General features: G+C 70.6%; 22 protein-coding genes. 13 read left to right on the top strand and 9 right to left on the bottom strand.

Annotation, left to right across the window (positions count from 1 at the left end):
• Positions 1-15: 15 nt before the first annotated feature.
• Entirely contained in the window at positions 16-615 is a 600-nt protein-coding gene (gene mftR, locus ACQPXG_RS18185) for a mycofactocin system transcriptional regulator (RefSeq protein ID WP_433468883.1), read from the bottom strand.
• Positions 616-696: 81 nt separating this feature from the next.
• On the opposite strand from mftR, the gene mftA reads away from it, so the two are divergent.
• Genes mftA through ACQPXG_RS18145 form a run of 8 tightly spaced genes read left to right on the top strand, consistent with a single transcriptional unit; the run spans position 697 to position 7,381 of the window.
• Entirely contained in the window at positions 697-831 is a 135-nt protein-coding gene (gene mftA, locus ACQPXG_RS18180; RefSeq protein WP_433468882.1) for a mycofactocin precursor MftA, read from the top strand.
• An 8-nt stretch (positions 832-839) separates the two neighbouring features.
• Positions 840-1,145 (top strand): mycofactocin biosynthesis chaperone MftB, encoded by a 306-nt coding sequence (mftB, locus tag ACQPXG_RS18175; protein ID WP_433468881.1) that lies wholly within the window; start codon positions 840-842, stop codon positions 1,143-1,145.
• A gap of 26 nt (positions 1,146-1,171) precedes the next feature.
• Entirely contained in the window at positions 1,172-2,407 is a 1,236-nt protein-coding gene (gene mftC / locus ACQPXG_RS18170; protein ID WP_433468880.1) for a mycofactocin radical SAM maturase, read from the top strand.
• The gene (mftD, locus tag ACQPXG_RS18165) at positions 2,404-3,594 is read left to right on the top strand and encodes a pre-mycofactocin synthase MftD (RefSeq protein WP_433468879.1); all 1,191 of its coding nucleotides are present in this window, start codon (positions 2,404-2,406) and stop codon (positions 3,592-3,594) included. The genes mftC and mftD overlap by 4 nt, the downstream gene beginning before the upstream one ends.
• The gene (locus ACQPXG_RS18160) at positions 3,591-4,391 is read left to right on the top strand and encodes an SDR family oxidoreductase (RefSeq protein ID WP_433468878.1); all 801 of its coding nucleotides are present in this window, start codon (positions 3,591-3,593) and stop codon (positions 4,389-4,391) included. The genes mftD and ACQPXG_RS18160 overlap by 4 nt, the downstream gene beginning before the upstream one ends.
• A complete protein-coding gene (mftE, locus tag ACQPXG_RS18155) occupies positions 4,388-5,065 on the top strand; it encodes a mycofactocin biosynthesis peptidyl-dipeptidase MftE (protein ID WP_433468877.1) in 678 nt (225 codons plus the stop codon). The genes ACQPXG_RS18160 and mftE overlap by 4 nt, the downstream gene beginning before the upstream one ends.
• Entirely contained in the window at positions 5,052-6,485 is a 1,434-nt protein-coding gene (mftF, locus tag ACQPXG_RS18150) for a mycofactocin biosynthesis glycosyltransferase MftF (RefSeq protein WP_433468876.1), read from the top strand. The genes mftE and mftF overlap by 14 nt, the downstream gene beginning before the upstream one ends.
• A gap of 44 nt (positions 6,486-6,529) precedes the next feature.
• Positions 6,530-7,381 (top strand): DUF72 domain-containing protein, encoded by an 852-nt coding sequence (locus ACQPXG_RS18145; protein ID WP_433468875.1) that lies wholly within the window; start codon positions 6,530-6,532, stop codon positions 7,379-7,381.
• 4 nt (positions 7,382-7,385) lie between these two features.
• On the opposite strand, the gene ACQPXG_RS18140 is transcribed toward ACQPXG_RS18145, so the two are convergent.
• A complete protein-coding gene (locus ACQPXG_RS18140) occupies positions 7,386-8,090 on the bottom strand; it encodes a FadR/GntR family transcriptional regulator (protein WP_433468874.1) in 705 nt (234 codons plus the stop codon).
• 137 nt (positions 8,091-8,227) lie between these two features.
• Here ACQPXG_RS18140 and ACQPXG_RS18135 point away from each other — a divergent pair, with 137 nt between their 5' ends.
• Together ACQPXG_RS18135 and ACQPXG_RS18130 are read left to right on the top strand one after the other, a co-directional pair.
• Positions 8,228-9,619 carry a GntP family permease gene (locus tag ACQPXG_RS18135; RefSeq protein WP_433468873.1) on the top strand — a complete coding sequence of 464 codons (1,392 nt, stop codon included), beginning with the start codon at positions 8,228-8,230 and terminating at the stop codon, positions 9,617-9,619.
• 4 nt (positions 9,620-9,623) lie between these two features.
• Positions 9,624-10,139, top strand: coding sequence for a cupin domain-containing protein (locus ACQPXG_RS18130; RefSeq protein WP_433468872.1), 516 nt, complete (start codon positions 9,624-9,626; stop codon positions 10,137-10,139).
• 39 nt (positions 10,140-10,178) lie between these two features.
• Here the strand turns inward: ACQPXG_RS18130 and ACQPXG_RS18125 are convergent, their stop codons facing one another.
• The 5 genes from ACQPXG_RS18125 to ACQPXG_RS18105 all read right to left on the bottom strand — a co-directional run bounded on the left by ACQPXG_RS18125 (position 10,179) and on the right by ACQPXG_RS18105 (position 14,267).
• Complete coding sequence (locus ACQPXG_RS18125; RefSeq protein WP_433468871.1) at positions 10,179-10,799, bottom strand: HU family DNA-binding protein; 621 nt, start codon at positions 10,797-10,799, stop codon at positions 10,179-10,181.
• Positions 10,800-10,865: 66 nt separating this feature from the next.
• Positions 10,866-11,822 (bottom strand): glycine betaine ABC transporter substrate-binding protein, encoded by a 957-nt coding sequence (locus tag ACQPXG_RS18120; RefSeq protein WP_433468870.1) that lies wholly within the window; start codon positions 11,820-11,822, stop codon positions 10,866-10,868.
• A 23-nt stretch (positions 11,823-11,845) separates the two neighbouring features.
• Positions 11,846-12,616, bottom strand: coding sequence for an ABC transporter permease (locus tag ACQPXG_RS18115; protein ID WP_433468869.1), 771 nt, complete (start codon positions 12,614-12,616; stop codon positions 11,846-11,848).
• Positions 12,613-13,626, bottom strand: a complete 1,014-nt coding sequence (locus tag ACQPXG_RS18110; protein WP_433468868.1) for an ABC transporter ATP-binding protein — start codon at positions 13,624-13,626, stop codon at positions 12,613-12,615. The genes ACQPXG_RS18115 and ACQPXG_RS18110 overlap by 4 nt, the downstream gene beginning before the upstream one ends.
• Positions 13,623-14,267 (bottom strand): ABC transporter permease, encoded by a 645-nt coding sequence (locus ACQPXG_RS18105; RefSeq protein ID WP_433468867.1) that lies wholly within the window; start codon positions 14,265-14,267, stop codon positions 13,623-13,625. The genes ACQPXG_RS18110 and ACQPXG_RS18105 overlap by 4 nt, the downstream gene beginning before the upstream one ends.
• A gap of 690 nt (positions 14,268-14,957) precedes the next feature.
• Here ACQPXG_RS18105 and ACQPXG_RS18100 point away from each other — a divergent pair.
• Positions 14,958-15,908, top strand: a complete 951-nt coding sequence (locus tag ACQPXG_RS18100; protein ID WP_433468866.1) for an alpha/beta hydrolase — start codon at positions 14,958-14,960, stop codon at positions 15,906-15,908.
• On the opposite strand, the gene ACQPXG_RS18095 is transcribed toward ACQPXG_RS18100, so the two are convergent.
• A complete protein-coding gene (locus tag ACQPXG_RS18095; protein WP_433468865.1) occupies positions 15,905-16,831 on the bottom strand; it encodes a PDR/VanB family oxidoreductase in 927 nt (308 codons plus the stop codon). The two genes, ACQPXG_RS18100 and ACQPXG_RS18095, sit on opposite strands and share 4 nt — an antisense overlap.
• A gap of 1,341 nt (positions 16,832-18,172) precedes the next feature.
• Between ACQPXG_RS18095 and ACQPXG_RS18090 the strand changes: the two genes are divergently transcribed.
• Together ACQPXG_RS18090 and ACQPXG_RS18085 are read left to right on the top strand one after the other, a co-directional pair.
• Positions 18,173-18,727, top strand: coding sequence for a hypothetical protein (locus ACQPXG_RS18090; RefSeq protein ID WP_433468864.1), 555 nt, complete (start codon positions 18,173-18,175; stop codon positions 18,725-18,727).
• Positions 18,728-19,929: 1,202 nt separating this feature from the next.
• On the top strand, positions 19,930-20,286 hold the full coding sequence (locus tag ACQPXG_RS18085) for an MmcQ/YjbR family DNA-binding protein (RefSeq protein WP_433468863.1): 357 nt from the start codon (positions 19,930-19,932) through the stop codon (positions 20,284-20,286).
• A gap of 30 nt (positions 20,287-20,316) precedes the next feature.
• Here ACQPXG_RS18085 and ACQPXG_RS18080 read toward each other — a convergent pair whose 3' ends face one another.
• Entirely contained in the window at positions 20,317-21,228 is a 912-nt protein-coding gene (locus tag ACQPXG_RS18080; RefSeq protein WP_433468862.1) for a hypothetical protein, read from the bottom strand.
• Positions 21,229-21,242: the final 14 nt, after the last annotated feature.

Genomic DNA, 21,242 nt, shown 5'->3' with positions numbered 1-21,242 from the left:
CGGGGCGCTCGGGGGTCAGCCGAAGCCGTGCGCGAGGGCGGCCATGGACGTGTCGAGCAGGTCGCCGAGGTCGCTGCCGGGGTGCCGGAGCCACCGCTCGTAGGCGGCGACGGAGACGCCCAGGCACGCGTGCGCGACCGCCTGCGGCATCAGGTCGTCCACGGGGCGTCCGAGCCGGGACGCGGCGAACCCGGCGACGACGGCGCGCCAGTCCGCGTAACGGAGGGTCGAGTGCGCCTGCAGCGCCGGGACCTCCAGGATCAGCGTCATCCGCAGCCGGTGCCAGGGAACCTGGCCGGGGTCGAGCCGGTTGAACTCCACGATCGCCTCGCGCAGCGCGTCCATCATCGGGGCCTGCGGCGGGCACTCGGCGAACCAGGCGCGCATGCGTTCCAGCTCGCCTTCGAAGTCGCCCCAGACGACGTCGTTCTTCGAGCCGTAGTACCGGAAGAAGGTGCGGCGGCCGATCCCGGCGGCGGCCGCGATGTCGTCGACGGTGGTCTCCTCGAAGCCGCGCTCGGCGAAGAGCCGCAGCGCGACCCGCTCCAGCTCGGCGCGGGAGGTGCGCGGCCGGCGCCCGACGCGCGGGGCGGACGGTCCGGTGGTCCGGGGCACGCCTCTTCCTTTCGGCACTCAGTGCCATTATTGTGACGCACACGGCACACGATCGTGTGCGAACGATCCAGGGAGTCTCCCATGAGCGACGCTTCCCAGACCGCCTCCGTCTCCACCGCCCCCGCCGAGGACGAGGACACCGCCGCGCCGGAACTCGTCGAAGAAGACCTGCTCGTGGAAGAGGTCTCGATCGACGGCATGTGCGGCGTCTACTGAGCCCGCCGATGTCCGACACGTCCGTCCCCGGCGCCCCGGCCGCACCGGGCTTCGACCTGGAGGCCGCGTGGGAGCTGCACCCCCAGGTGGCGGTGCGGCCGGAGCCGTTCGGGGCGCTGCTCTACCACTACGGCACGCGGCGGCTGTCGTTCCTGAAGGACCGCCGGCTGCTCGACGGGGTGCGTGCCCTGGCCGATCGGCCGAGCGCCCGGGACGCGCTGCTCAGCGCGGGCGTCGGGGAGCACGATCTCGACCGGTACCGCGCCGCGCTGTCCACGCTGGCGTCCTCTCACATGCTCGTCAAGCGGCCATAGGCCGAGGGATTCCGAGGAGCACCGCAATGACGACCATGACCGCGGCGGCACACCGCTCCCCCGGCCGGCTGGTTGACCATTTCCAGCACGGGCTCCAGGCCCCCATCTGCCTCACATGGGAGCTGACCTACGCGTGCAACCTCGCGTGCGTGCACTGCCTCTCCAGCTCGGGGCGCCGTGATCCGCGGGAACTCACGACGGCCGAGGCCAAGGCCGTCATCGACGAGCTCCAGCGGATGCAGGTGTTCTACGTCAACATCGGCGGCGGGGAACCCACCGTGCGGCCGGACTTCTGGGAGCTGGTCGACTACGCCACCGAGCGTGGCGTCGGGGTGAAGTTCTCCACCAACGGCGTGAAGATCACGCCGGAGGTGGCGGCCAGGCTGGCCCGCAGCGACTACGTGGACGTGCAGATCTCTCTGGACGGTGCGACGGCCGACGTCAACGACGCCGTCCGGGGCGCAGGTTCGTACGACACCGCGATCCGGGCGATGGAGAACCTGCAGAAGGCCGGGTTTCGCGAATTCAAGGTGTCGGTGGTGGTGACCCGCCACAACGCCGGGCAACTGGACGCGTTCAAGGCGATCGCCGACCGGTACGGCGCCCAGTTGCGGCTGACCCGGCTCCGTCCGTCCGGGCGTGGCGCCGACGTCTGGGACGAGCTTCACCCGACGAGCCGGCAGCAGAAGGACCTGTACCACTGGCTGGTCGAGCACGGCGAGCGCGTCCTGACCGGGGACTCCTTCTTCCACCTGTCCGCTTACGGGTCGGCGTTGCCCGGCCTGAACCTGTGCGGCGCCGGACGGGTGGTGTGCCTGATCGACCCGGTCGGCGACGTCTACGCCTGCCCCTTCGCCATCCATGCGGAGTTCCTGGCCGGCAACATCCGCGACGAAGGCGGCTTCGCCAAGGTGTGGCGCGAGTCGGACCTGTTCACCGAGCTGCGCCGCCCCCAGACCGGCGGCGCCTGCACGCAGTGCTCGGCCTACGACGCCTGCCGGGGCGGCTGCATGGCGGCCAAGTTCTTCACCGGCCTCCCGCTGGACGGCCCGGACCCCGAATGCGTCAAGGGCCACGGCGAGACGGCCTTGCGGACGGCCGACCGTGCGAGCGCTCCGCGCCCCAGCGGAGACCACTCCCACACCGGACCGATGCGGGCCCGGCCCGTCGCGCTCGGCATGCCGGCCGTGCCCGCCGGACGCCCGGACCGTTTCTGCGACGAGAGCCCGCTGGCCGGTCACGAGACAAGAGGACGATCATGAGCGGTGGATGGTTCGAGACGGTCGCCGAGGCGCAGCGCCGGGCCAAGCGGCGCCTCCCCAGGTCGGTCTACAGCGCGCTGCTCGCAGGCTCCGAGCGCGGGGTCTCCTACGACGACAACACCAAGGCGTTCGCCGAGCTGGGGTTCGCCCCGCATGTCGCCGGGCTGTCGGCCAAGCGCGACATGGAGACCACGGTCCTCGGCCAGCAGATCTCGCTGCCGGTGATCATCTCACCGACCGGGGTGCAGGCAGTCCACCCCGAGGGCGAGGTCGCGGTGGCGAGGGCGGCCGCCGCGCGAGGGACGGCGATGGGGCTCAGCTCGTTCGCGAGCAAGCCGCTGGCCGACGTCGTCGCGGCCAACCCCCAGATGTTCTTCCAGATGTACTGGATGGGCTCCAAGGAGGAGATGGCGCGGCGCATGGAGCAGGCGCGCGCCGCCGGGGCCAAGGGCATCATCGTCACCCTCGACTGGTCGTTCTCCTACGGCCGCGACTGGGGCAGTCCCTGGATCCCCGAACGTCTCGACGTCAAGGCGATGGCCAAGCTCGCCCCGCAGGCGCTGGCCCGGCCGCGCTGGCTCCTCGACTACGCCAGATCCAAGCAGCTGCCCGACCTCACCACGCCGAACCTGGCCGAACCCGGCGGGCAGGCGCCGACGTTCTTCGGCGCCTACGGCCAGTGGATTCAGACCCCTCCACCATCGTGGGAGGACGTGCGCTGGCTCCGCGAGCAGTGGGACGGGCCGTTCATGCTCAAGGGCGTGTGCCGCGTGGACGACGCCCTGCGCGCCGTCGACGCCGGGGTCAGCGCGATCTCGGTTTCCAACCATGGCGGCAACAACCTCGACGGCACGCCGGCGCCGATCCGCGCCCTGCCCGCGGTCGCCGACGCGGTGGGCGACCAGATCGAAGTCCTGCTGGACGGCGGCATCCGGCGCGGCGGCGACGTGGTCAAGGCGCTGGCCCTCGGCGCGAAGGCCGTGATGATCGGACGCGCTTACCTCTGGGGCCTGGCCGCCAACGGGCAGGCCGGTGTGGAGAACGTGCTCGACGTCCTGCGCGGCGGCATCGACTCGGCCCTGCTGGGGCTGGGCCGCTCGTCGATTCATGAGCTGACGCCCGACGACGTGCTCGTCCCGCCGGGGTTCACCCGGACGCTGGGAGCCGTGGCGGATCCGCGGCCGTGAGCACGGCGGAGCGCCCGGTCGCGGTGGTCACCGGCGCCGCCCGGGGCATCGGCGCGGCGGTCGCCGCCGCGCTCGCCCGGGCGGGGTACGACCTGGTGCTCGGCGACGTCCCGTCGTCCGGCGCCGTCGAGGGGCTCGGCTACCCGCTGGCCACCGCGCACGACCTCGCCTCGGTGGAGAAGACGTGCGGCGGCCTGGGCGCCCGGACGACCGCGCTGCCGTGCGACGTCCGGTCGCCGTCCGACGTGACACGGCTCGTGGACGCCGCCGACAGCGGGCGCCTGGTCGCCGCGGTGGCGGTCGCCGGGATCATCGGCGCCGAAGGGCCCGCCTGGGAGCAGACCCCGGCCGACCTGGATCGCGACCTGTCCGTCAACCTGCACGGGGTCGCCAACCTCGCCCGCGCCGCCGTCCCGCGCCTGCTGCGCGCGCCGCACGGCCGGGGCCGGTTCGTCGCCGTCGTCTCCTCCGCGGGCGAGCGCGGGCTGCCGCGGCTGGCGTCCTATGTCGCCGCGAAGCACGCCACGCTCGGCTACGTCCGCGCGCTCGCCGCCGATCTCGGGCCGAGCGGCGTCACCGCCAACGCCGTCCTGCCCGGCAGCACCGCCACCGCGCTGCTGGACCGCACCGCCGACGTCTACCGGCTCTCCGGGGCCGGCGAACTGGCCCGGCATCAGAGGCTCAACCGGCTGCTCGACCCCGCCGAGATCGCCTCGGCGGTGGTGTGGCTGTGTTCGGACGGCGCGTCCGGCATCACCGGCGCCTCCGTGAACGTCGACGGCGGATTCACGGGATGAGCCGTCCGCTGGCGGACATGACCTGGCCCGAGGTGGAGGGGCCGAGGAGGATCCTGCTCGTCCCCGTCGGATCGTTCGAGCAGCACGGCCCCCATCTGCCGCTCGACACCGACACGCGCATCGCCGCCGCGGTCGCGGCGCACGCCCACCGTGCCTTCCCGCAGGCGGACCTCGGCCCCGCCGTTCCGTACGGGGCCAGCGGTGAGCACGCCGGATTTCCCGGCACCCTCAGCATCGGCACCGAGGCCCTAGCCCGGCTCGTCACCGAACTGGCGCGGGACGCCTCCCCCCGCTGGCCCACTCTGGTGATCGTCAACGGGCATGGCGGCAACACCGACGCCCTCCGGCTCGCCGCCGGCGTTTGCGCCCAAGAGGGGCGGCGTCTGCTCGTCCACCATCTGGACGTCCCCGGCGGCGACGCCCACGCGGGACGCACCGAGACCTCCCTCCTCCTGCATCTGGCCCCGGCCGCCGTCCTCCTGGACCTGGCCGAGAAAGGCGCCACCGAGCCGTTGCCCGCCCTCATGCCCCGCCTCCGCGCCGAAGGGGTGCGCACGGTCAGCCCCAACGGGGTCCTCGGCGACCCGGCAGGGGCCACCGCCGCCGAAGGCGCCCGCCTCTTCCAGTCCTTGACCCGGTCGCTGCTCGACAGGCTGAACGATGAACTCCGCTAGGACTCCGCTGCCCGCCGGCTTCCGGCTCCGCCCCGACGCCGGACTGGCGCCCCTTGAGGACGGCCGGGTCCTGCTCGGCGGAGCACCGGCCCGCATCATGCGGCTGACCCCGGACGGCGCCGACCTGGTGGAGCGGTGGCGCGGCGGTGCCCCGGTCGGTCCGGGCCGCGCCGCCGGGCTCCTCGCGCGGCGCCTGCTGGAAGCGGGCATGATGCACCCCGTTCCGCCCGAAGGGGCCACGGACCCGTCCGACGTGACGATCGTCGTCCCCGCCTACGGGCGCGCCCGGCAACTGGCGCGATGCCTGGCCGGACTCGGGACGGGCCACCCGGTCATCGTCGTCGACGACGCCTCCCCCGACCCCGGGCCGATCGCCGAGGCGGCGGCCGGGGCAGGGGCCCGGGTGATCCGGCGCCGCGCGAACGGCGGCCCGGGCGCGGCCCGCAACACGGGCGCGCGCGCCGCCCGCACGCCGTTCATCGCCTTCGTCGACTCCGACTGCGTCCCCGGGCCCGGCTGGCTGGCCCCGCTCCTCGCGCACTTCGCCGACCCCGCCGTCGCGGCGGCCGCGCCCCGCATCACCTCGCACGTCACCGGCTCCGGGGTGCTGGCCCGCTACGAGGCGGAATGCTCGGCGCTGGACATGGGCGGCGTGCCCGGCATCGTCCGGCCGCGTTCGGCCGTCTCCTATGTGCCGAGCGCCGCCCTGGTCGTGCGGCGCGCCGCGTTCGGGGCGGGCTTCGACGAGCGCATGCGCGTCGGCGAGGACGTCGACTTCGTGTGGCGGCTCGCAGGCGCCGGCGCGCACATCCGTTACGTCCCCGAATCCGTCGTGGCCCATCAGCACCGGACGCGGTTGCGCGCATGGCTGGCGCGGCGGCACGACTACGGGACATCTGCCGCGCCGCTGGCGATCAGGCACCCGGACGAGCTTCCGGCCCTGACCATGTCCGGCTGGAGCGCGCTGGCCTGGGGACTCGCCGCGGCCGGGAACCCGGCGGCCGGCCTCGCCGTCACCGCGGGCGGCACGGCCCTGCTCGCCCGCAAGTTCTCCGCCTGGACGGACCGGCCCTGGCCGCTCGCGATCCGGATGGCGTCCGGCGGCACCCTCGCCGCCGGGGAGATCCTCGGGCGCACGGTGATCCGCACGTGGTGGCCGGTGGCCGTCCCCGCCGCCCTCGCCGTCCCGCGGCTGCGGCTCCCGCTCGCCGCGGCCGCCGTCGGGCCCGCCGCCGTCGCGCTGCGCAGGCAGGGCGGCTCCTCGCTCGGCCCGCTGACGTGGACGGGCATTCGCCTCCTGGACGAGCTTGCCTACGGCCTCGGCGTGTGGCGCGGCTGCGCCGCCGAACGCACCATCGCCCCACTGCTTCCGCGCCTCTGGTGGACGTCCAAGGACGGGCTCGGCTCCCGCTCCCGCTGACGCCGCCGGGCCTGGCGGCGTGCGGGCCCCGATAGCGTCGGAACATGCGGCTTCATGTGGGATGCGCGATGTGGGCTCACGCGCGGTGGCAGGGGCGGTTCCTGCCACCGTCACTGCCTCCGGGCGAGCGGCTGCGCGCCTATGCAAGCTGGTGCAACGCCGTGGAGGGGAACACGACCTTCTACGCGACGCCCGCACGGAGCGCGGTGGAGTCGTGGGCGGAGCAGACCCATCCCGGCTTCCGGTTCGTGCTCAAGCTGCCGAAGTCGATCACGCACGAAGGGCGGCTCGCCGGGGACGGGGCGGAACTCCGGTCGTTCCTGCACGCCATCGAGCCGTTGCGGTCGCGGGCGCATGCCCTGTGGGTGCAGCTGCCGGGCTCCTTCGGCCCGGGCGACCTCGGGACGCTGGCGGGATTCCTGCGCGGACTCCCGGCCGCGCACCGGTACGCGGTCGAAGTGCGGCATCGTGCGTTCTTCGAGGACGCGGGATGCGTGCGCGACCTCGAACGGGTGCTGTCCCGGGCCGGGGCCGAGTGGGTCCCGTTCGACACGACCGTGTTCTTCCAGAGCCGTCCGGGCAGTGACGCCGAGCGGGACGCGTGGACGAAGAAGCCGCGGGTGCCGCGCCGGTCGGCGGCTCTGACCGGACATCCGATCGTCCGCTATCTCGGACGGGACGACACCGAGCGCACCGTCGAGGGGTGGCGGTTCTGGGTCGGCCAGGTCGCCGGGTGGCTGCGGGAAGGACGTTCGCCCACCGTGTTCGTCCACACGCCGGACAACGCGGAGGCGCTGGAGCTCGCCCGCCGTTTCCACGCCGAGGTGAGGGCCCTCATGCCCGAGGTGGAGCCGCTGCCCGAGCCGGTGCCGGCCGAGCCCCCGACGCTCTTCTGACGGATCAGTCGGTGGGGTCCAGCATCGCCCGGGTCGCCTCGTCGACGATGTCGCGCATGGCGCGCTCGGCGGCGTCCGCGTCGCCCGCCTGAACGGCCTGCGCCACTTCGGCGTGCCAGCGGATCGCGACCGGTTCGGGGTGCGCGGGCATCAGGTGGTGGTGGGTACGGCCGGCCAGGACGGCGCCGACCACACCGCTGAGCGCCCCCATCATCTCGTTGCCGGACGCCTCCAGGAGCGTCCGGTGGAAGAGGATGTCGGCGGTCAGGTACGCCTCCAGGTCGCCGGACCTGCCGTGCACCGCCATCTCCATGACCGCGCCCGTCAGCGTGCCGCACTGCGCGGGGGTCGCGCGGCGGGCGGCCAGGGCGGCGGCCACCGGCTCCAGCCCGCGGCGCAGCTCGCCGAGGGAGCGGAGCTGCTCGTCCCGCCCGTCGCCGTCGAGCCGCCACCCGATGATCTGTGGGTCGAAGAGGTTCCATCCCGGGCGCGGGGCGACGGTGATGCCGACCCGGCGGCGGCTGGTGACCATGCCCATCGACTCCAGGACGCGGATCGCCTCCCGGACCACCGACCGGGACACCCCGAACCGGGACTCCAGCTGCTCGATCCGCAGCACCTCGCCCGCGGGCAGCGTCCCGGACGTGATCATCGTGCCGAGCCGGTCGAGAACGCTGCCGTGCAGCCCGGCCTGGGGGTTGTCCACCATGCCTCAATCATCACATGAGCCGGGGTAGATATTCGTAAAGATATGATTTTTTGGTTCTATCCCTTGATAACAACAGGTCATAACGGCCACACTCGGGCAACCCTCATCTTTCGCACTGCTCCCCAGGAGGATGACGAATGCACCCGATCGTGCTGGCCGCGGCGCCGGTGGCGTCGAGCGGGCGGCTCGTGCCGGCCGCTCTCGCCGGCATCGCGCTGATCGTCGTACTGATCACCTACTTCAAGGTGCACCCGTTCCTGAGCCTGACGCTCGGCTCGCTGCTGGTCGGCGCCGTCGCGGGGCTGCCGATGGCCGACGCCGTCGACGCGTTCGTCAAGGGGTTCGGCGACACCGCGGCCGGCGTCGGCGCGCTGATCGCGTTCGGCGCGATGTTCGGCAAGCTGCTGGCGGACTCCGGCGGCGCCGACCAGATCGTCGACACGATCATCGGGCGCACCGGGCGCCGGTTCCTGCCCTGGGCGATGGCCCTGGTCGGCGCGCTGATCGGCCTGCCGATGTTCTTCGAGATCGGGCTCGTCCTGCTGGTGCCGGTCATCCTGCTGGTGGCGCGCCGCTCGCAGCTGTCGATCATCACGGTCGGCATCCCGGCGCTGGCCGGTCTGTCCGCCATGCACGGGCTCGTCCCGCCGCACCCCGGCCCCCTCGTCGCGATCGACGCCCTCAAGGCCGACCTCGGCCTCACGCTCGGCCTCGGCATCCTCGTCGCGCTCCCGACCATCGCGCTGTCGGGTCCGGTGTTCGCCCGTTACGCCTCCCGCTGGGTGAACGTGGCGACGCCGCAGCTCTACGTCACAGACGCGGACGACGGAAAGGACACGCCGGACGAGGGCGAGCCGCGGCGCCGGCCGTCCTTCCCGGTCACGCTCGTCACCGTTCTGCTGCCGGTCGTGCTGATGCTGGGCAAGGCCGTCGCCGACATCGCCCTGGACGAGGGCGGCCAGGTCCGCACCGTCCTGGACAACCTCGGCACCCCGCTGGTGGCGCTGCTCATCGCGGTCGTCGTCGCGATGTTCACCCTCGGCCTCGGCGCGGGCATGGACCGGGAGGCGATCTCCAGGTCGCTGGCCCAGTCGCTGCCGCCCATCGCCGGTCCCCTGCTGATCGTGGCGGCCGGCGGCGGCTTCAAGCAGACGCTCGTCAGCACCGGCATCGGAGAACTGGTCGCCGACTGGGTCAAGGACAGCGGGTTCTCCGTGCTCTTCCTGGCGTGGCTGGTCGCCGTCCTCATCCGGCTCGCCACCGGATCGGCGACCGTCGCCACGGTGACCGCGGCCGGCATCCTCGCGCCGCTGGTCACCAGCCTCGACAGCGGTGAGACGTCGCTGCTCGTCCTCGCGATCGGGTCCGGTTCGCTGTTCTTCTCCCATGTCAACGACGCGGGCTTCTGGCTGGTGAAGGAGTACTTCGGGCTCAGTGTCGGGCAGAACATCAAGACGTGGTCGCTGATGGAGACCGTGATCTCGGTCTGCGGCCTGGTGTTCGTCCTCCTGCTGAACCTGGTGGTGTAGCCCGATGACCTATCCCGATGCCCGTTACTTCGGCGAGGGCGGCGAGAGCAGCGGAACGCTCCGCCCCGCCGACGCGCCGCCCGACCTGCTCATAAGCGCGGCCGGCGGCGACCGTGTCCACAGCGGGACCCGGGTCCACTACCTGGGGACCGGCGGTTCCACCCACGGCGCGTTCGGGCTCTACCGGTGGGAGATGGGGCCGAGGCCGTCCGGCCCGATGCCGCACTTCCACCGGACGATCACCGAGTCGTTCTACATCCTGTCCGGGACGGTCCGCCTGCACGACGGGACCGGCTGGAGGGACACCTCGGCGGGCGACTTCCTGTTCGTCCCCGAGGGCGGCGTGCACGGGTTCCGCAACGAGTCGGGCGAGCCGGCGTCGATGCTTCTGTTCTTCACGCCGGGCGCGCCCCGCGAGGCGTACTTCGAGGAACTCGCCGAGATCGCCGCGACCGGGCGCCGCCTCAGCGACGAAGAATGGACCGACCTGTACCGTCGCCACGACCAGTACATGGTGTGACGTCACGCTGGGGGCGCCTCACCGGCGCCCCCAGCGGCGCTACTTGCCCGCCTTGGCGCGCGCCTTGGCCTTGCCGCCCTTCTTCTTCGCGGCGGGGGCTGCGGCCTTGCCGCGCTTCGCCTTCTTCGCGTCCGCCCCCTTCTTGCTCTTCTTACCGGCCCCCGAGTCGGCACCCTTGCCATCGCTCTTGGCGCCGCTCTTGCCGTTGAGCTTGCCATCGCTCTTGCTGTTGGGCTTGCCCTCGGTCTTGGCGATGGTCTTGGTGTTGGTCTTGCCGTTGTCCTTGGCGTTGTTCTTCTGCTTCTTCGGGCGGGACGGCTCGACCGCGACCGTCACCACCGGCTCCGGTTCGGCGGCGGCCGCCACGGCGAGCTCCCCGGGTCCGTCCGCGGCGACGCGGGTCCGGAACGTCTGCCCGGACCGGAACCGCGGCACCTGCGCGGCGGGCACCTCGACCGGCAGGCCGGTGCGCGGGTTGCGGGCGCTGCGGGCGGGACGGGACAGCCGGTCGAACGTCCCGAATCCGGTCACGGTGACGCGTTCTCCGGCGGACACGCGCTCCATCACGGCGTCGAACACGGCGTCCACGTGCCGGCGCGCCGCGGCTTCGTCGCTTCCCACGCGTTCCGCCACGGCCCTGACCAGTTCACTGCGGTTCATGCGCCATGCCCTTCACTGTGGCGATATGTAGGGCCAGGGTAGTCAACGATCGTGCTGTTCAGGCGGCTACTTGCCGATGAAACCCCTGGACTTCAGCCAGGTCTCCGCCACCTCCGCGGGCTGCTTGCCCTCGATGTCGACCTCGCCGTTGAGCTCCTGAAGGACGGAATCCGTGAGCGCCGCGGCGATCGGGGTCGCGATCTTCCCGATGGCGGGATCGTCCTTGTAGACCTGCTCACGGACGGTGAGGGCGGGGTTGTAGACGGGGAAGAACCTCTTGTCGTCCGGGACGGGTGTCAGACCGAGCGCCTTGATGCGTCCGTCGGTCGTGGCGACCTCGCCGAAGCCGCACGGCTTGCCCTTCCCGATGGCGTCGTAGATGGCGCCTTCGGCCAGGGTCGCGACGGCCGACTTCGGAAGGGTGAAGCCGTAGGCCTTCTGCAGGCCGGGCCATCCGTCACTGCGTCCGGCGAACTCGCTCGCCACGCAGGTGGACGCCTTGGACGGGTCGTCCTTCGCCAGCTTCGCATAGCCGGACAGGTTCGTGATCCCGAGCCGCTGCATGGTGGTCGTCTTCACCGCGATGGCGTAGGTGTTGTTCGCGGGCGCGGCGGCGAGCCATCTGACCTTGTTCTTGGCCAGGTCCTGCTCGGCGACGGCGTTGTACTGCCCGGCCGGGTCGCCGATCGGCTCGGTTTGCTTGAGGTAGTTGATCCAGGCGGTCCCGGTGTACTCCCAGTACATGTCGATGCTGCCGGACGTCAGCGCGGCGCGCGTGGTGTTGCTGCCCTGGAGCCCGCACTTCTCGTTGACCGTCGCGCCCGCGGAGCGCAGCGCGAGCGCGGTGACCTGGCAGAGGACGAGCTGCTCGGTGAACTCCTTGGACCCGACGGTGAGGGTGACGCCCTCCAGCGAGTTGCCCTTGGCCAGGCTCCCGGCCTTGGCGTCGGTACCGCTGGAGCTGAAGCATCCGGCGGTCAGGATGACGGCGGCGAGAGAGGCGGCGACGGGGAGCATGCGCATGGTGACTCCTCCTCAAGAGGGGTTCAGAGGCCACGGGGACGCAGGACGTACTCGACGATGCCGATGAGCCAGTCGGCGGCCATCGCGAGGACGGCGGTCAGGACGCTTCCGGTGAGCAGGATCGGGGTCCGGTTGAGGGAGATCCCCGTGTTGATGAGCTCGCCGAGCCCGCCCGCGTTGGTGAACGCGGCCAGCGTCGCGCTGCCCACGTTGAGGATCACCGCGACGCGGACGCTGGCCAGGATCACGGGGACGGCCAGCGGCAGCTCGACGCGGAACAGCACCGCCGTCCGGGACAGGCCGATGCCGCGGCCCGCTTCGATGAGCGACCGGTCGACGCCCTGAAGCCCGACCATCGTGTTGCGCAGCACCGGCAGGGCGGACACGAGGATCAGCGCGATCACCGCCTTCTGGAACCCGATGCCGACCGTGACGGCGAGCAGGACGAGGACCCCGATGGACGGGACGGCCTGCCCCACGTTGGCGAGCGCGAGGAACGGCGCCGAGAGCCGGCGCAGCCGCGGCCGGGTCAGCAGCACACCGATCGGTATCGCGATCGCGAGGACGAGCGCCGTGGACACCGCGACCAGCTTGATGTGCTGGACGAACTGGTCGGCGATCTCGGACCGGTTGATGGATCGGCGTTCGATCGCGTCGAGGTCCAGCCCGCCGATGTAGAGGTACAGCGCCGCGGAGACGACGATGAGGAAGACGGGCGTGACAAGGAGACCGGTGAGCGAACGTCCGTCGCTCCCCTCGGCCCTCGTCCGCTCCGGTACCGCGGTGACGGTCATCGCCGCCCCTCCGGGGTCTGCTGGACGATCGTCGACCACGAGACCGTGCCGGCGGGACGTCCGTCCTCGTCCAGGACGGTGGCGGTCTCCGCGCCCGCCCGCAGCATCGCGTCGAGCGCCTCGTACAGGGACTGGTCCGCCCTGACGGTGGCCGTATCCGCCTCTCCGGGGCCGGCGGGCCGCAGTTCGATCGAGCCGACCTCGACGAGCCGCAGCCGCCGCATCGCGGCGCCCGCCCCCACGAACTCCGCGACGAACTCGTCGGCCGGCTCGGCGAGGATCGCCGCGGGCGTGTCGTACTGGACGAGCTTCGCCCGCTGCCCGAGCATCGCGATGCGGTCGCCGAGCTTGAGCGCCTCGGTGAGGTCGTGGGTGACGAGGACGATCGTCTTGCCGATCCGGGCCTGCAGTTCGAGGAACGCGTCCTGCAGGCGTTCCCGCGTGATCGGGTCGATCGCGCCGAACGGTTCGTCCATCAGCATCGCGGGCGGGTCCGCGGCGAGCGCGCGGGCGACCCCGATGCGCTGCTGCTGCCCGCCGGACAGCTCCTTCGGATAGCGGCCGCGGTACGTGCCGGGGTCCAGGCCGACCATGTCGAGCAGCTCGTCGACGCGGGCGCGCACCCGCTTCTTGTCCCAGCCGAGCGTCCGCGGGATCAGCCCGATGTTCGCGGCGATCGTCATGTGCGGGAACAGCCCGACCTGCTGGATGACGTAGCCGATGCGGCGGCGCAACTCGTCCGGATCGACCCGGGTGACGTCCTCCCCACCGAGGAGGATCCGGCCCGCGGTCGGCTCGATCAGCCGGTTGATCAGGCGCAGCGTGGTCGTCTTGCCGCAGCCGGACGGGCCGAGCAGCACGACGATCTCACCGTCACGGACGCTGAGCGTGAGGTCGTCCACGGCCGGGACGTCCTGCCCCGGATACCGCTTGCCGACGCCTTCGAGCCGGATCATCTCCCGGCCTGTCACAGGGACCGCCTCCGATTCCGGCGCGGCGGGCCCGGTCATCGCAGCCCCCTAGAGGTGGTGAGCCGGGACAGCACGACGAACAGGGCGTCCAGGACGAGCGCCAGCACGGCGACGCCGAGCGTGCCGGCGAGAGTGTCGTTCAGCGCGTTGGCGCCGCCGATCCGGGCGAGCCCACCGAAGATCAGCTCGCCCAGCCCGGGGCCTGCGACGGCGGCCGCGATCGCCGCGATGGCGACCGTCATGATCGTGGCCACCCGGACGCCGGTGAGCACGACGGGCCAGGCCAGCGGCAACCTGATCCGGACCATCCGGCTCAGCCGGCTCATCCCCATGCCCCGCGCCGCCTCCTCGACCGCGCTCGGCACGCCCTCAAGGCCGGTGATGGTGTTGCGCAGGATCGGGAACACCGCGTACAGCGCCAGCGCGGCGATGGTGGGGGCCAGGCCCAGCCCGAACAAGGGGATGAGCAGGCCGAACAGCGCGAGTGAAGGGACGGTGAGCATGGTGCCCGTGACACCGAGGGCGAGCCCTCTCGCCCTCGGGCGTCCCTCGACGGCGATCCCGAGGCCGACCCCGGCCACGGCCGCTATGGCGACGGCGATCAGGACGACCTCGGCGTGCTCGCCCATCATCCGGGCGATCGTGGGCCAGCGTTCGGAGAGGTACTCGGAGAAGCTCATCGCCGCCTCCCGGCGGCGGGAGCCCGGACGGTGCGGCTCGCATCTCCCATACCACCAGAGGCTGCCTACGGATGATCAATATGGCAATAACGGTCCGGGGCACAGATCGGTCAATCACCCGGACTCCCGCGGAGCCACAGCCGCGCCGAGGCCGAGCCAGAGCCGTCCCTAGGACGAGAACGGGAACGTGAACCGGCCCGCGGCATGCACGAACCAAACCCCGACCGGGCTCGGTCACGTCCGCGGCCTGGGCGATGTCCTCGTCCCGCAGGCCGGCGACAGCGGCCGGCGCGCCAAGCTGATTGTGATGGATGACGTTCGGGCCCGCGTCCGTGAGCCACAACGCGGTGCAGGTCCGCCGCCGCGAGACAGGCGCGGAGGGAAAGGCCGGACACCGGGTCGACGAGGCCGGCGCGGTTTCGGCGAACCTCGGTCTCCTGCGCAGCGGCAAAGGTGTGCAGGCTCGCCTTTGCCGATGATCAGGCCGTCCAAGAAGCTGATCAGCCGTACGGCGTTCTCCGCGTCGGCGCCCAGCGCGTACGACAACAGGGAGCAGGCCTTTCGTGGCGGAATGGCACGCCTACCGGCATCCGGCAGAACTCGTACCGGTATTTCCCGACATGTGTCGGGTGGGCATGACGCAGAGCGCGGTCCACACTGGTAATGCCCGCCTCAGAGAGGAGCACCGAGTTGTCGTACGCCTACGATCCGGAACTTGTCCCGTGGATCGCGATGATCCCGCATCTCTCGATCGTCGACGTCGAGCAGGTACGCCGGGACGAGGCGGCGATGTTCGCGGAGATGCCGAAATACCAGCCTCCGGTGCCGGTCGAGTCCCGCGACACGACCGTGCCGGGGCCGCAGGGCGCACCCGATGTCCCGGTCCGCATCTTCGCCCCGGCTGAGCGGGACGGCGACCTGCCGGGACTTCTCTACATCCACGGCGGCGGGTTCACCATCGGCAGCATCGACATGTTCGAGGACGACGCGACCGCCATCGCCGCCGAGGTCTCTGCGGTGGTCGTGTCCGTCGAGTACCGCCTCGCCCCCGAACATCCGTTCCCGGCCGGACTGGAGGACTGCTATGCCGCGCTGACCTGGACGGCCGCGAACGCCGCCGACCTCGGGATCGTTCCGGAGCGGCTCGCGGTGGGCGGCGAGAGCGCGGGCGGTGGACTGTCAGCGGCCATCGCGCTGCTCGCCCGGGACCGCGGCGGGCCCGCGCTGTGCTTCCAACTCCTCGGCGTCCCGGAACTGGACGACCGGCTCGACACGCCTTCTATGCGCACCTTCACCGACACACCGATCTGGCATCGGCCCAACGCCGAACTGAGCTGGGACTACTACCTCGGCAAGGGCGCCCGTGGTGCCGATGGCGTCTCCCCTTACGCGGCGCCCGCACGCGCCGAGGACCTGTCCGGGCTGCCGCCCGCCTACGTCACGGCCTGCGAGTTCGACCCGCTGCGCGACGAGGGCCTGACCTACGCGCAGCGACTGATCCAGGCGGGCGTCCCGACCGAGGTGCACCATTACCCCGGCACCTTCCACGGCTCCACCATGATCAGGGACGCGGGAGTGTCCAAACGCATGAGCGCCGACCGTCTGAACGCCCTCCGGCGCGCCCTGCGTCCCGGCGGCTAGAGCTCCAGGACGAGACGGGCGCCGCGGGCGCGTGACACGCAGATCATCATGAAGCCGCCGTCCGCGCGCTCCGCCTCGGTCAGGACGGAGTCCCGATGATCCGGATCGCCGTCCAACACAGGTGTCTCGCACGTCCCGCACGTCCCCTCGCGGCAAGACGACAGGACGTTGACGCCCTCCTTTTCCACCGTTTCCAGGATCGAGTTCCCAGGCTCGATCCGGAGGGTACGGCCGCTCAGGGTGAGCTCCACTTCGAACGCCTCGTCCGTGCCCGTGACGGGTTTCGGAGAGAACCGCTCAGTACGCAGTGAACCTGGTGCGAGTGCGGTGCAGCGTTCCTCGACAGCTGCCAGCATCGGTTCCGGACCGCAGCAGTACACGAGTGTGCCCGGCGAAGTGTCGCTAAGAGCGCTTTCGATGTCGAGCAAACCGGACTCGTCCTGAGGCCGGATCTGGGCTCGGTCGCCGTACACCGACAACTCATCCAGAAAGGCCATGGCGGAGCGCCGCCGTCCACCGTACAGAAGCCGCCAGTCCGCCCCGGCGGCATCCGCGGCGGCCACCATCGGCAGGATCGGCGTGATGCCGATGCCGCCGGCGAGGAACAGGTAACGGGGCGCATCCTCCAAGGCGAAATGGTTCCGCGGCCCGCGCGTGACAAGCCGATCCCCCACCGCGACCCGCTCATGGACGAATGTCGACCCGGGCCCCTCCTTCAGCACACCGATCCGCCACGCTCTCGAATCACCCGGGTCCCCGCACAGCGAATACTGCCGGACGAGTTCGTCTCCGAGCACCACGTTAATATGTGCCCCCGGCTCCCAGGACGGCAACTCAGCGCCGCCCAGAGCACGCAAAGTCAACCCCACAACGCCATCAGCGAGATCTTCTTTAGCCTCAACTACGACCTGGGTCTCGTCCACGAACACTCTCCATTCATCACGAAAACAGTCAGCATCACAACTTCGTAGCCCGCAAACCAATCTCCGTAAATTCCAAACCATCGAGAGGAGGCGTTCAGAATTCGGCCGACTGCGCACCAACCAGCCGCAGCGGCAATAGGGGTTCAACGAGCTCCTCCGCTCCCATTTCCTCCAAGACCGAAGACCCCACCAACACCCCCGAAACGCCCGCCGGCCCACCGCTTCACCACTCCGCGACGCCTTGAACAACGTGACCAAGAACCAGGACCTCGCACCTCAAACCTCGGGCCCCAGACCTCACACCCCAGACGCAGACCTCGGACCGTGGACCGCGACCGTGGATGGTCGTGACGTTCAGTGGCGTCGTCACGACGATCGTCTGCAGCCGGGGCGCTCGTCAGCACGGCTTCCACACAACGGAAGAACCGACATCGCGCGCTTGTCCGCTCTACCCGAGAATCCGAGATGTCCGTTAGTGCCCGAGGGCAGGTAGCCCGCGACGAAGCCCTGTGAGGCCCCCGCAGATCTTCATCGACAGGCCGTTTGACCACGACATTCCCGCACCAGCGGGGCACGTTGTCCAACACCAGCACACTCGTGCTCCCCTCTGAGGGACGGCCCCCACACTCCCGTCTCGCATCGCTCACTCATGAGGAGCCTGCCCTTCGGGACCTGCGGTACGGCACCGCGATCGAGCCGACGATGACGGCACCCAACGCGAGCGCGACCGCGCCGCCGACGATGAAAGCCGCCAGAGAGGAAGAGGTTCGCCACCGGGCCGAACCGAGGCCCGGCCTTCATGCGAAGGCCCCTGTTCCCGCCCCGACTCTGCGCTGGCCGGGCACGCCAGAAGCCCAACGCGGCGCCGCCGCAACCTGGTCACCGGCGATGGACCTCCCACCGAGCACGCGTAGTGCCGACCGTCACCTACTGCTCGGCCGCGTCTTCCCCTCGGACGATGGCGGTGTGGTGACGTTCGAAATGACCCGAGCATGGGACGGACGCGACCGCGGGTCGATCATCGGCCTCGTCATATAGGAATTCTTCTGGCTTCCGGCCTGGGACGGGCGGCAGCCTCCCAACTCCCCCTGGAATTGACCCGGCCCGGCTTCCCATGGCTGCGCCCTTCCCTCCTGCAGTTAATCTCGGGCCATGGCATCGCGCTTCCAGCACCTGGTCATTTGGCTCCGGGAGCCATCCTCCCTGGCCGAGTTCTGGTCGACTGTCCTGGACTAGCAGATCCTTTATCACGTCGACGACGGGATGATCGTCGGCGCTGACCCGCACGGCTACCCCGCCGCGTGCTTCGTTCAGTGGTCGCCCGATGGCACGCTGCCCCCCATGGACCACGCAGAAGTACTGCTCATCGGAGGGCGGGCCGGTGTCGGCAAGACGACGGTGGGATGGGAGGTTTCGGCGCTGCTGCGCGTCGCGGCGGTCTCTCACGCGATCATCGAGGGTGACTTCATGGGGCAGGTGCATCCGGCACCGGAGGGGGACCCGCACCGAGCGGAGATCACCGAGAGCAATCTGACTGCCGTGTGGGCGAACTTCGCCCAGCGCGGCTACCGACGCCTGATCTACACGAACACCGCGAGCGTGCTGCCGGAGGCGACGGGCATGTTCGAGCGTGCCATGGGGGCCGGAGTGGGGATCACACGAGTCCTGCTCACTGCCTCCGACGCCACCGCCCGCGAGCGGCTGGTGGGCCGGGAACTCGGCTCAGAGCTGGAACAGGAGCTGGAGGGAAGTGTCCGCAAGGCACGGCTCCTGGACTTGCGTGCCCCGGCCGGGACCGTGCGGGTGGTGACGGACGGACGACCTGTCGTGGACATTGCGCAGGAGGTGGTGGCCGCCACCGGTTGGGCCGGGCCTCGCTCCGTCCTCAGACCATGATCGTGTGGCCGGCTGGTCCGGGAAACGGGCACGGTCTCCGGTGATCATCAGTGTGTGAAGCCAGGAGATGATGTTCCGTGGGGCGTTCTCGCCGACCCGGAAGGCAGCGAGTTCTGCGTCCTGCGCCCCCTCTCCTTCCTCCTCGCGGAGCCGTCCCCACGGTTGTCGTACAGACCAGCTAGCGTCAGCCGCCAAGCGGACGTGTCCGCTGACCGACCGCCGGCCCCCCACAAGCCCAGGACTGACCAGCCGCCCACGACTGATGGCGAACACTGCGATGAGGCCCGGAACAAGCACAAGGCCCAAACGACCACTGGCCCCTAGAACACCGCGGTCCCTGCCCTCGCCAGGGTCGACGGATCAGCTCGCACAGGTGGGTCATCGCCCTGGCGGTGTCGAGCAGCCTGGTGTAGGCCTTCTTCTGCTTGTCGGCCGTGGTGACGACCAGCAGATCCCGGAACAGCGACACGGGACGGTGCTCGTCCACGGTCGCGGAGGCGTCCGCCCGCACCTGGGCCTCAACCGACCACCCTCCCGAGAGCGACCACAAACCTCAATCACATGCCTCAATCCGACGACAGGCCCCAAACGATCGCAGAACCCAGACGAAGGCAGCCCCACTCGGCGCGCTGTCGCGCGCCGCGCCGACCTGGAGGCGCCGACCGGCCGGTCGGCTTCCCCGCCGACGGCGGGGCGGTGGAGGTGTCGAGCATCGTGCAGGATCGACGGCGTCGGCCGTACCGGAGGCCGACCGTCTCGGCGCGCTGCTGCAGGCCGGGACCAACACTGTCGTCACCGCCGGGATCACGACCTGGCTGCCGCTGCGCGCGCACACCGTCCGCCACACCGTGCATGACCGCGCCGGATACGCCGCCTGCAGGCGGCCCCGCGACCAATAGCGACCGCAAGCGCCACAGAGCACTACAAAACTCAGCGACCAGACGTACCACCAAGCGACCAGGGAGGCTCGCCAAGCGCCCAGGGCGGTGCGCCGAGCGACCGGCGGGCCATGCAAGGCGCTGCCCAAACCCGAGACTCAACGGACGACTCCACCCTCGCCCCGTCCCCTACAAGCGGTTCGCGGTGCGGCGGGAGGACGTCTGGGTGCTGCTGAGCGGCTACTGGTGGCGTCTAACCAGTACATGTTGAGTGGCGAGCAGGTCGTAGGTGGCGGCGAGCAAGTTACAGGGAAGGACATCGAAGTGAGCGACCTTGACGTGGCAGCACGGGTTCGGGAGATCTGTCTGTCGTTGCCCGAGGCGACGGAGAAGCCGTTCGGCGGGCACACGGCTCCTTCTTTTCGGGTTCGAGACAAGCTGTTCGTAATGACCTCCGAAGACGGACTCTCCCTGACTTTCAAGGCCGGGCCCGGCGTCCAGGACGCCCTTGTCGCCGAGGCCCCGGACCGTTTCTTCGTTCCGAAGTACGTCGGCGTCAAGGGTTGGGTCGGCGCACGGCTGGACGTAGATCAGGATTGGCAGGAGATGGCAGAACTCATCGAGGACAGTTACCGTCTCATCGCACCGAAACGCTTGGTGAACCTACTCGACCGTGAGTAGCCTTCCCCGCGTCGCTGGCGCCGATGGGTTTCAGCCAGGCCGGCGTCGAAGCCGCGCCAGGCGGGCGGCGATGTACTCCATGGTTGCGTCTTCAGGATTCCAGCCGCGTTGAAGCAGTGCTGTCAGGAGAGCCTCCAGGTAAGGCGCAGGGCAGGATAAGAAGTTCTTGGTCACAGGGATGACATCCCACCCCATTTCCTTGGTGAGCCAGTGCCGGCGGCGCGCGTCGTGCGTTCGCGCCTCGGGGCCGGTGTGGTGGCGTTCTCCGTCGTATTCGAGGCCGACACGGAATTCCCGGTAGCCGAGGTCGACATACAGCCATTGGCCTCGCGGCCCCATGACGGGAACCTGAGTCTCGGGGCGCGGGAAACCGGCATCCACGAGGGCGACGCGAGTCCAGCTTTCGCCGGGGGAGGCCGCGCCGCGATCGGCGAGGCGGACGACCTGACGCAGCCGTTTGTTGCCGCGGTATCCTGGTAGCGTCCGGGCCATCGTGGTGAGTTCGTCGATGCCGACTCCCCGCCGGAGGAACTGGTCCAGAGCGGCGACCGCCTCATAGCGAGGAGTCCAGCGGGCGCAGTCCAGTGCGGTGCGAGCCAGGGACGTGACACGTACATCGGTTTCCTCCACGACGTGGTCGGCGGGCAGTTCCACGCTGTCCGCGGTGACCGGAGATGGACCAGCAGCGGGATCGGACTTTTGGGGAGTGATGAGTTCGACGTCCCAGTCGACTTCGTTCACTCCCGGAGGTAATACGTCCAAGCCCCATATCCATGCGGCTGTACGGCGTGCGATGACGACTTCCTCTGGGAGGAGACTGCTCAGCGCGGCGGCGCGTGCCGCGAGCGAGGCGCCCTTGACGGGGACGAAGTAGGCGCCGGGCCCGACCGGGACGATCGAGTCGGCGGCCGTTCGCTTCCAGGTGAGGCTGAATCCGTCCATGTGAACCGATGATG

The organism is Spirillospora sp. CA-128828 (assembly GCF_050945415.1).
Taxonomy (GTDB): domain Bacteria; phylum Actinomycetota; class Actinomycetes; order Streptosporangiales; family Streptosporangiaceae; genus Spirillospora.
Note: the sequence above shows the minus strand (reverse complement) of the source record. Positions and strands in the feature narration are given on the sequence as shown.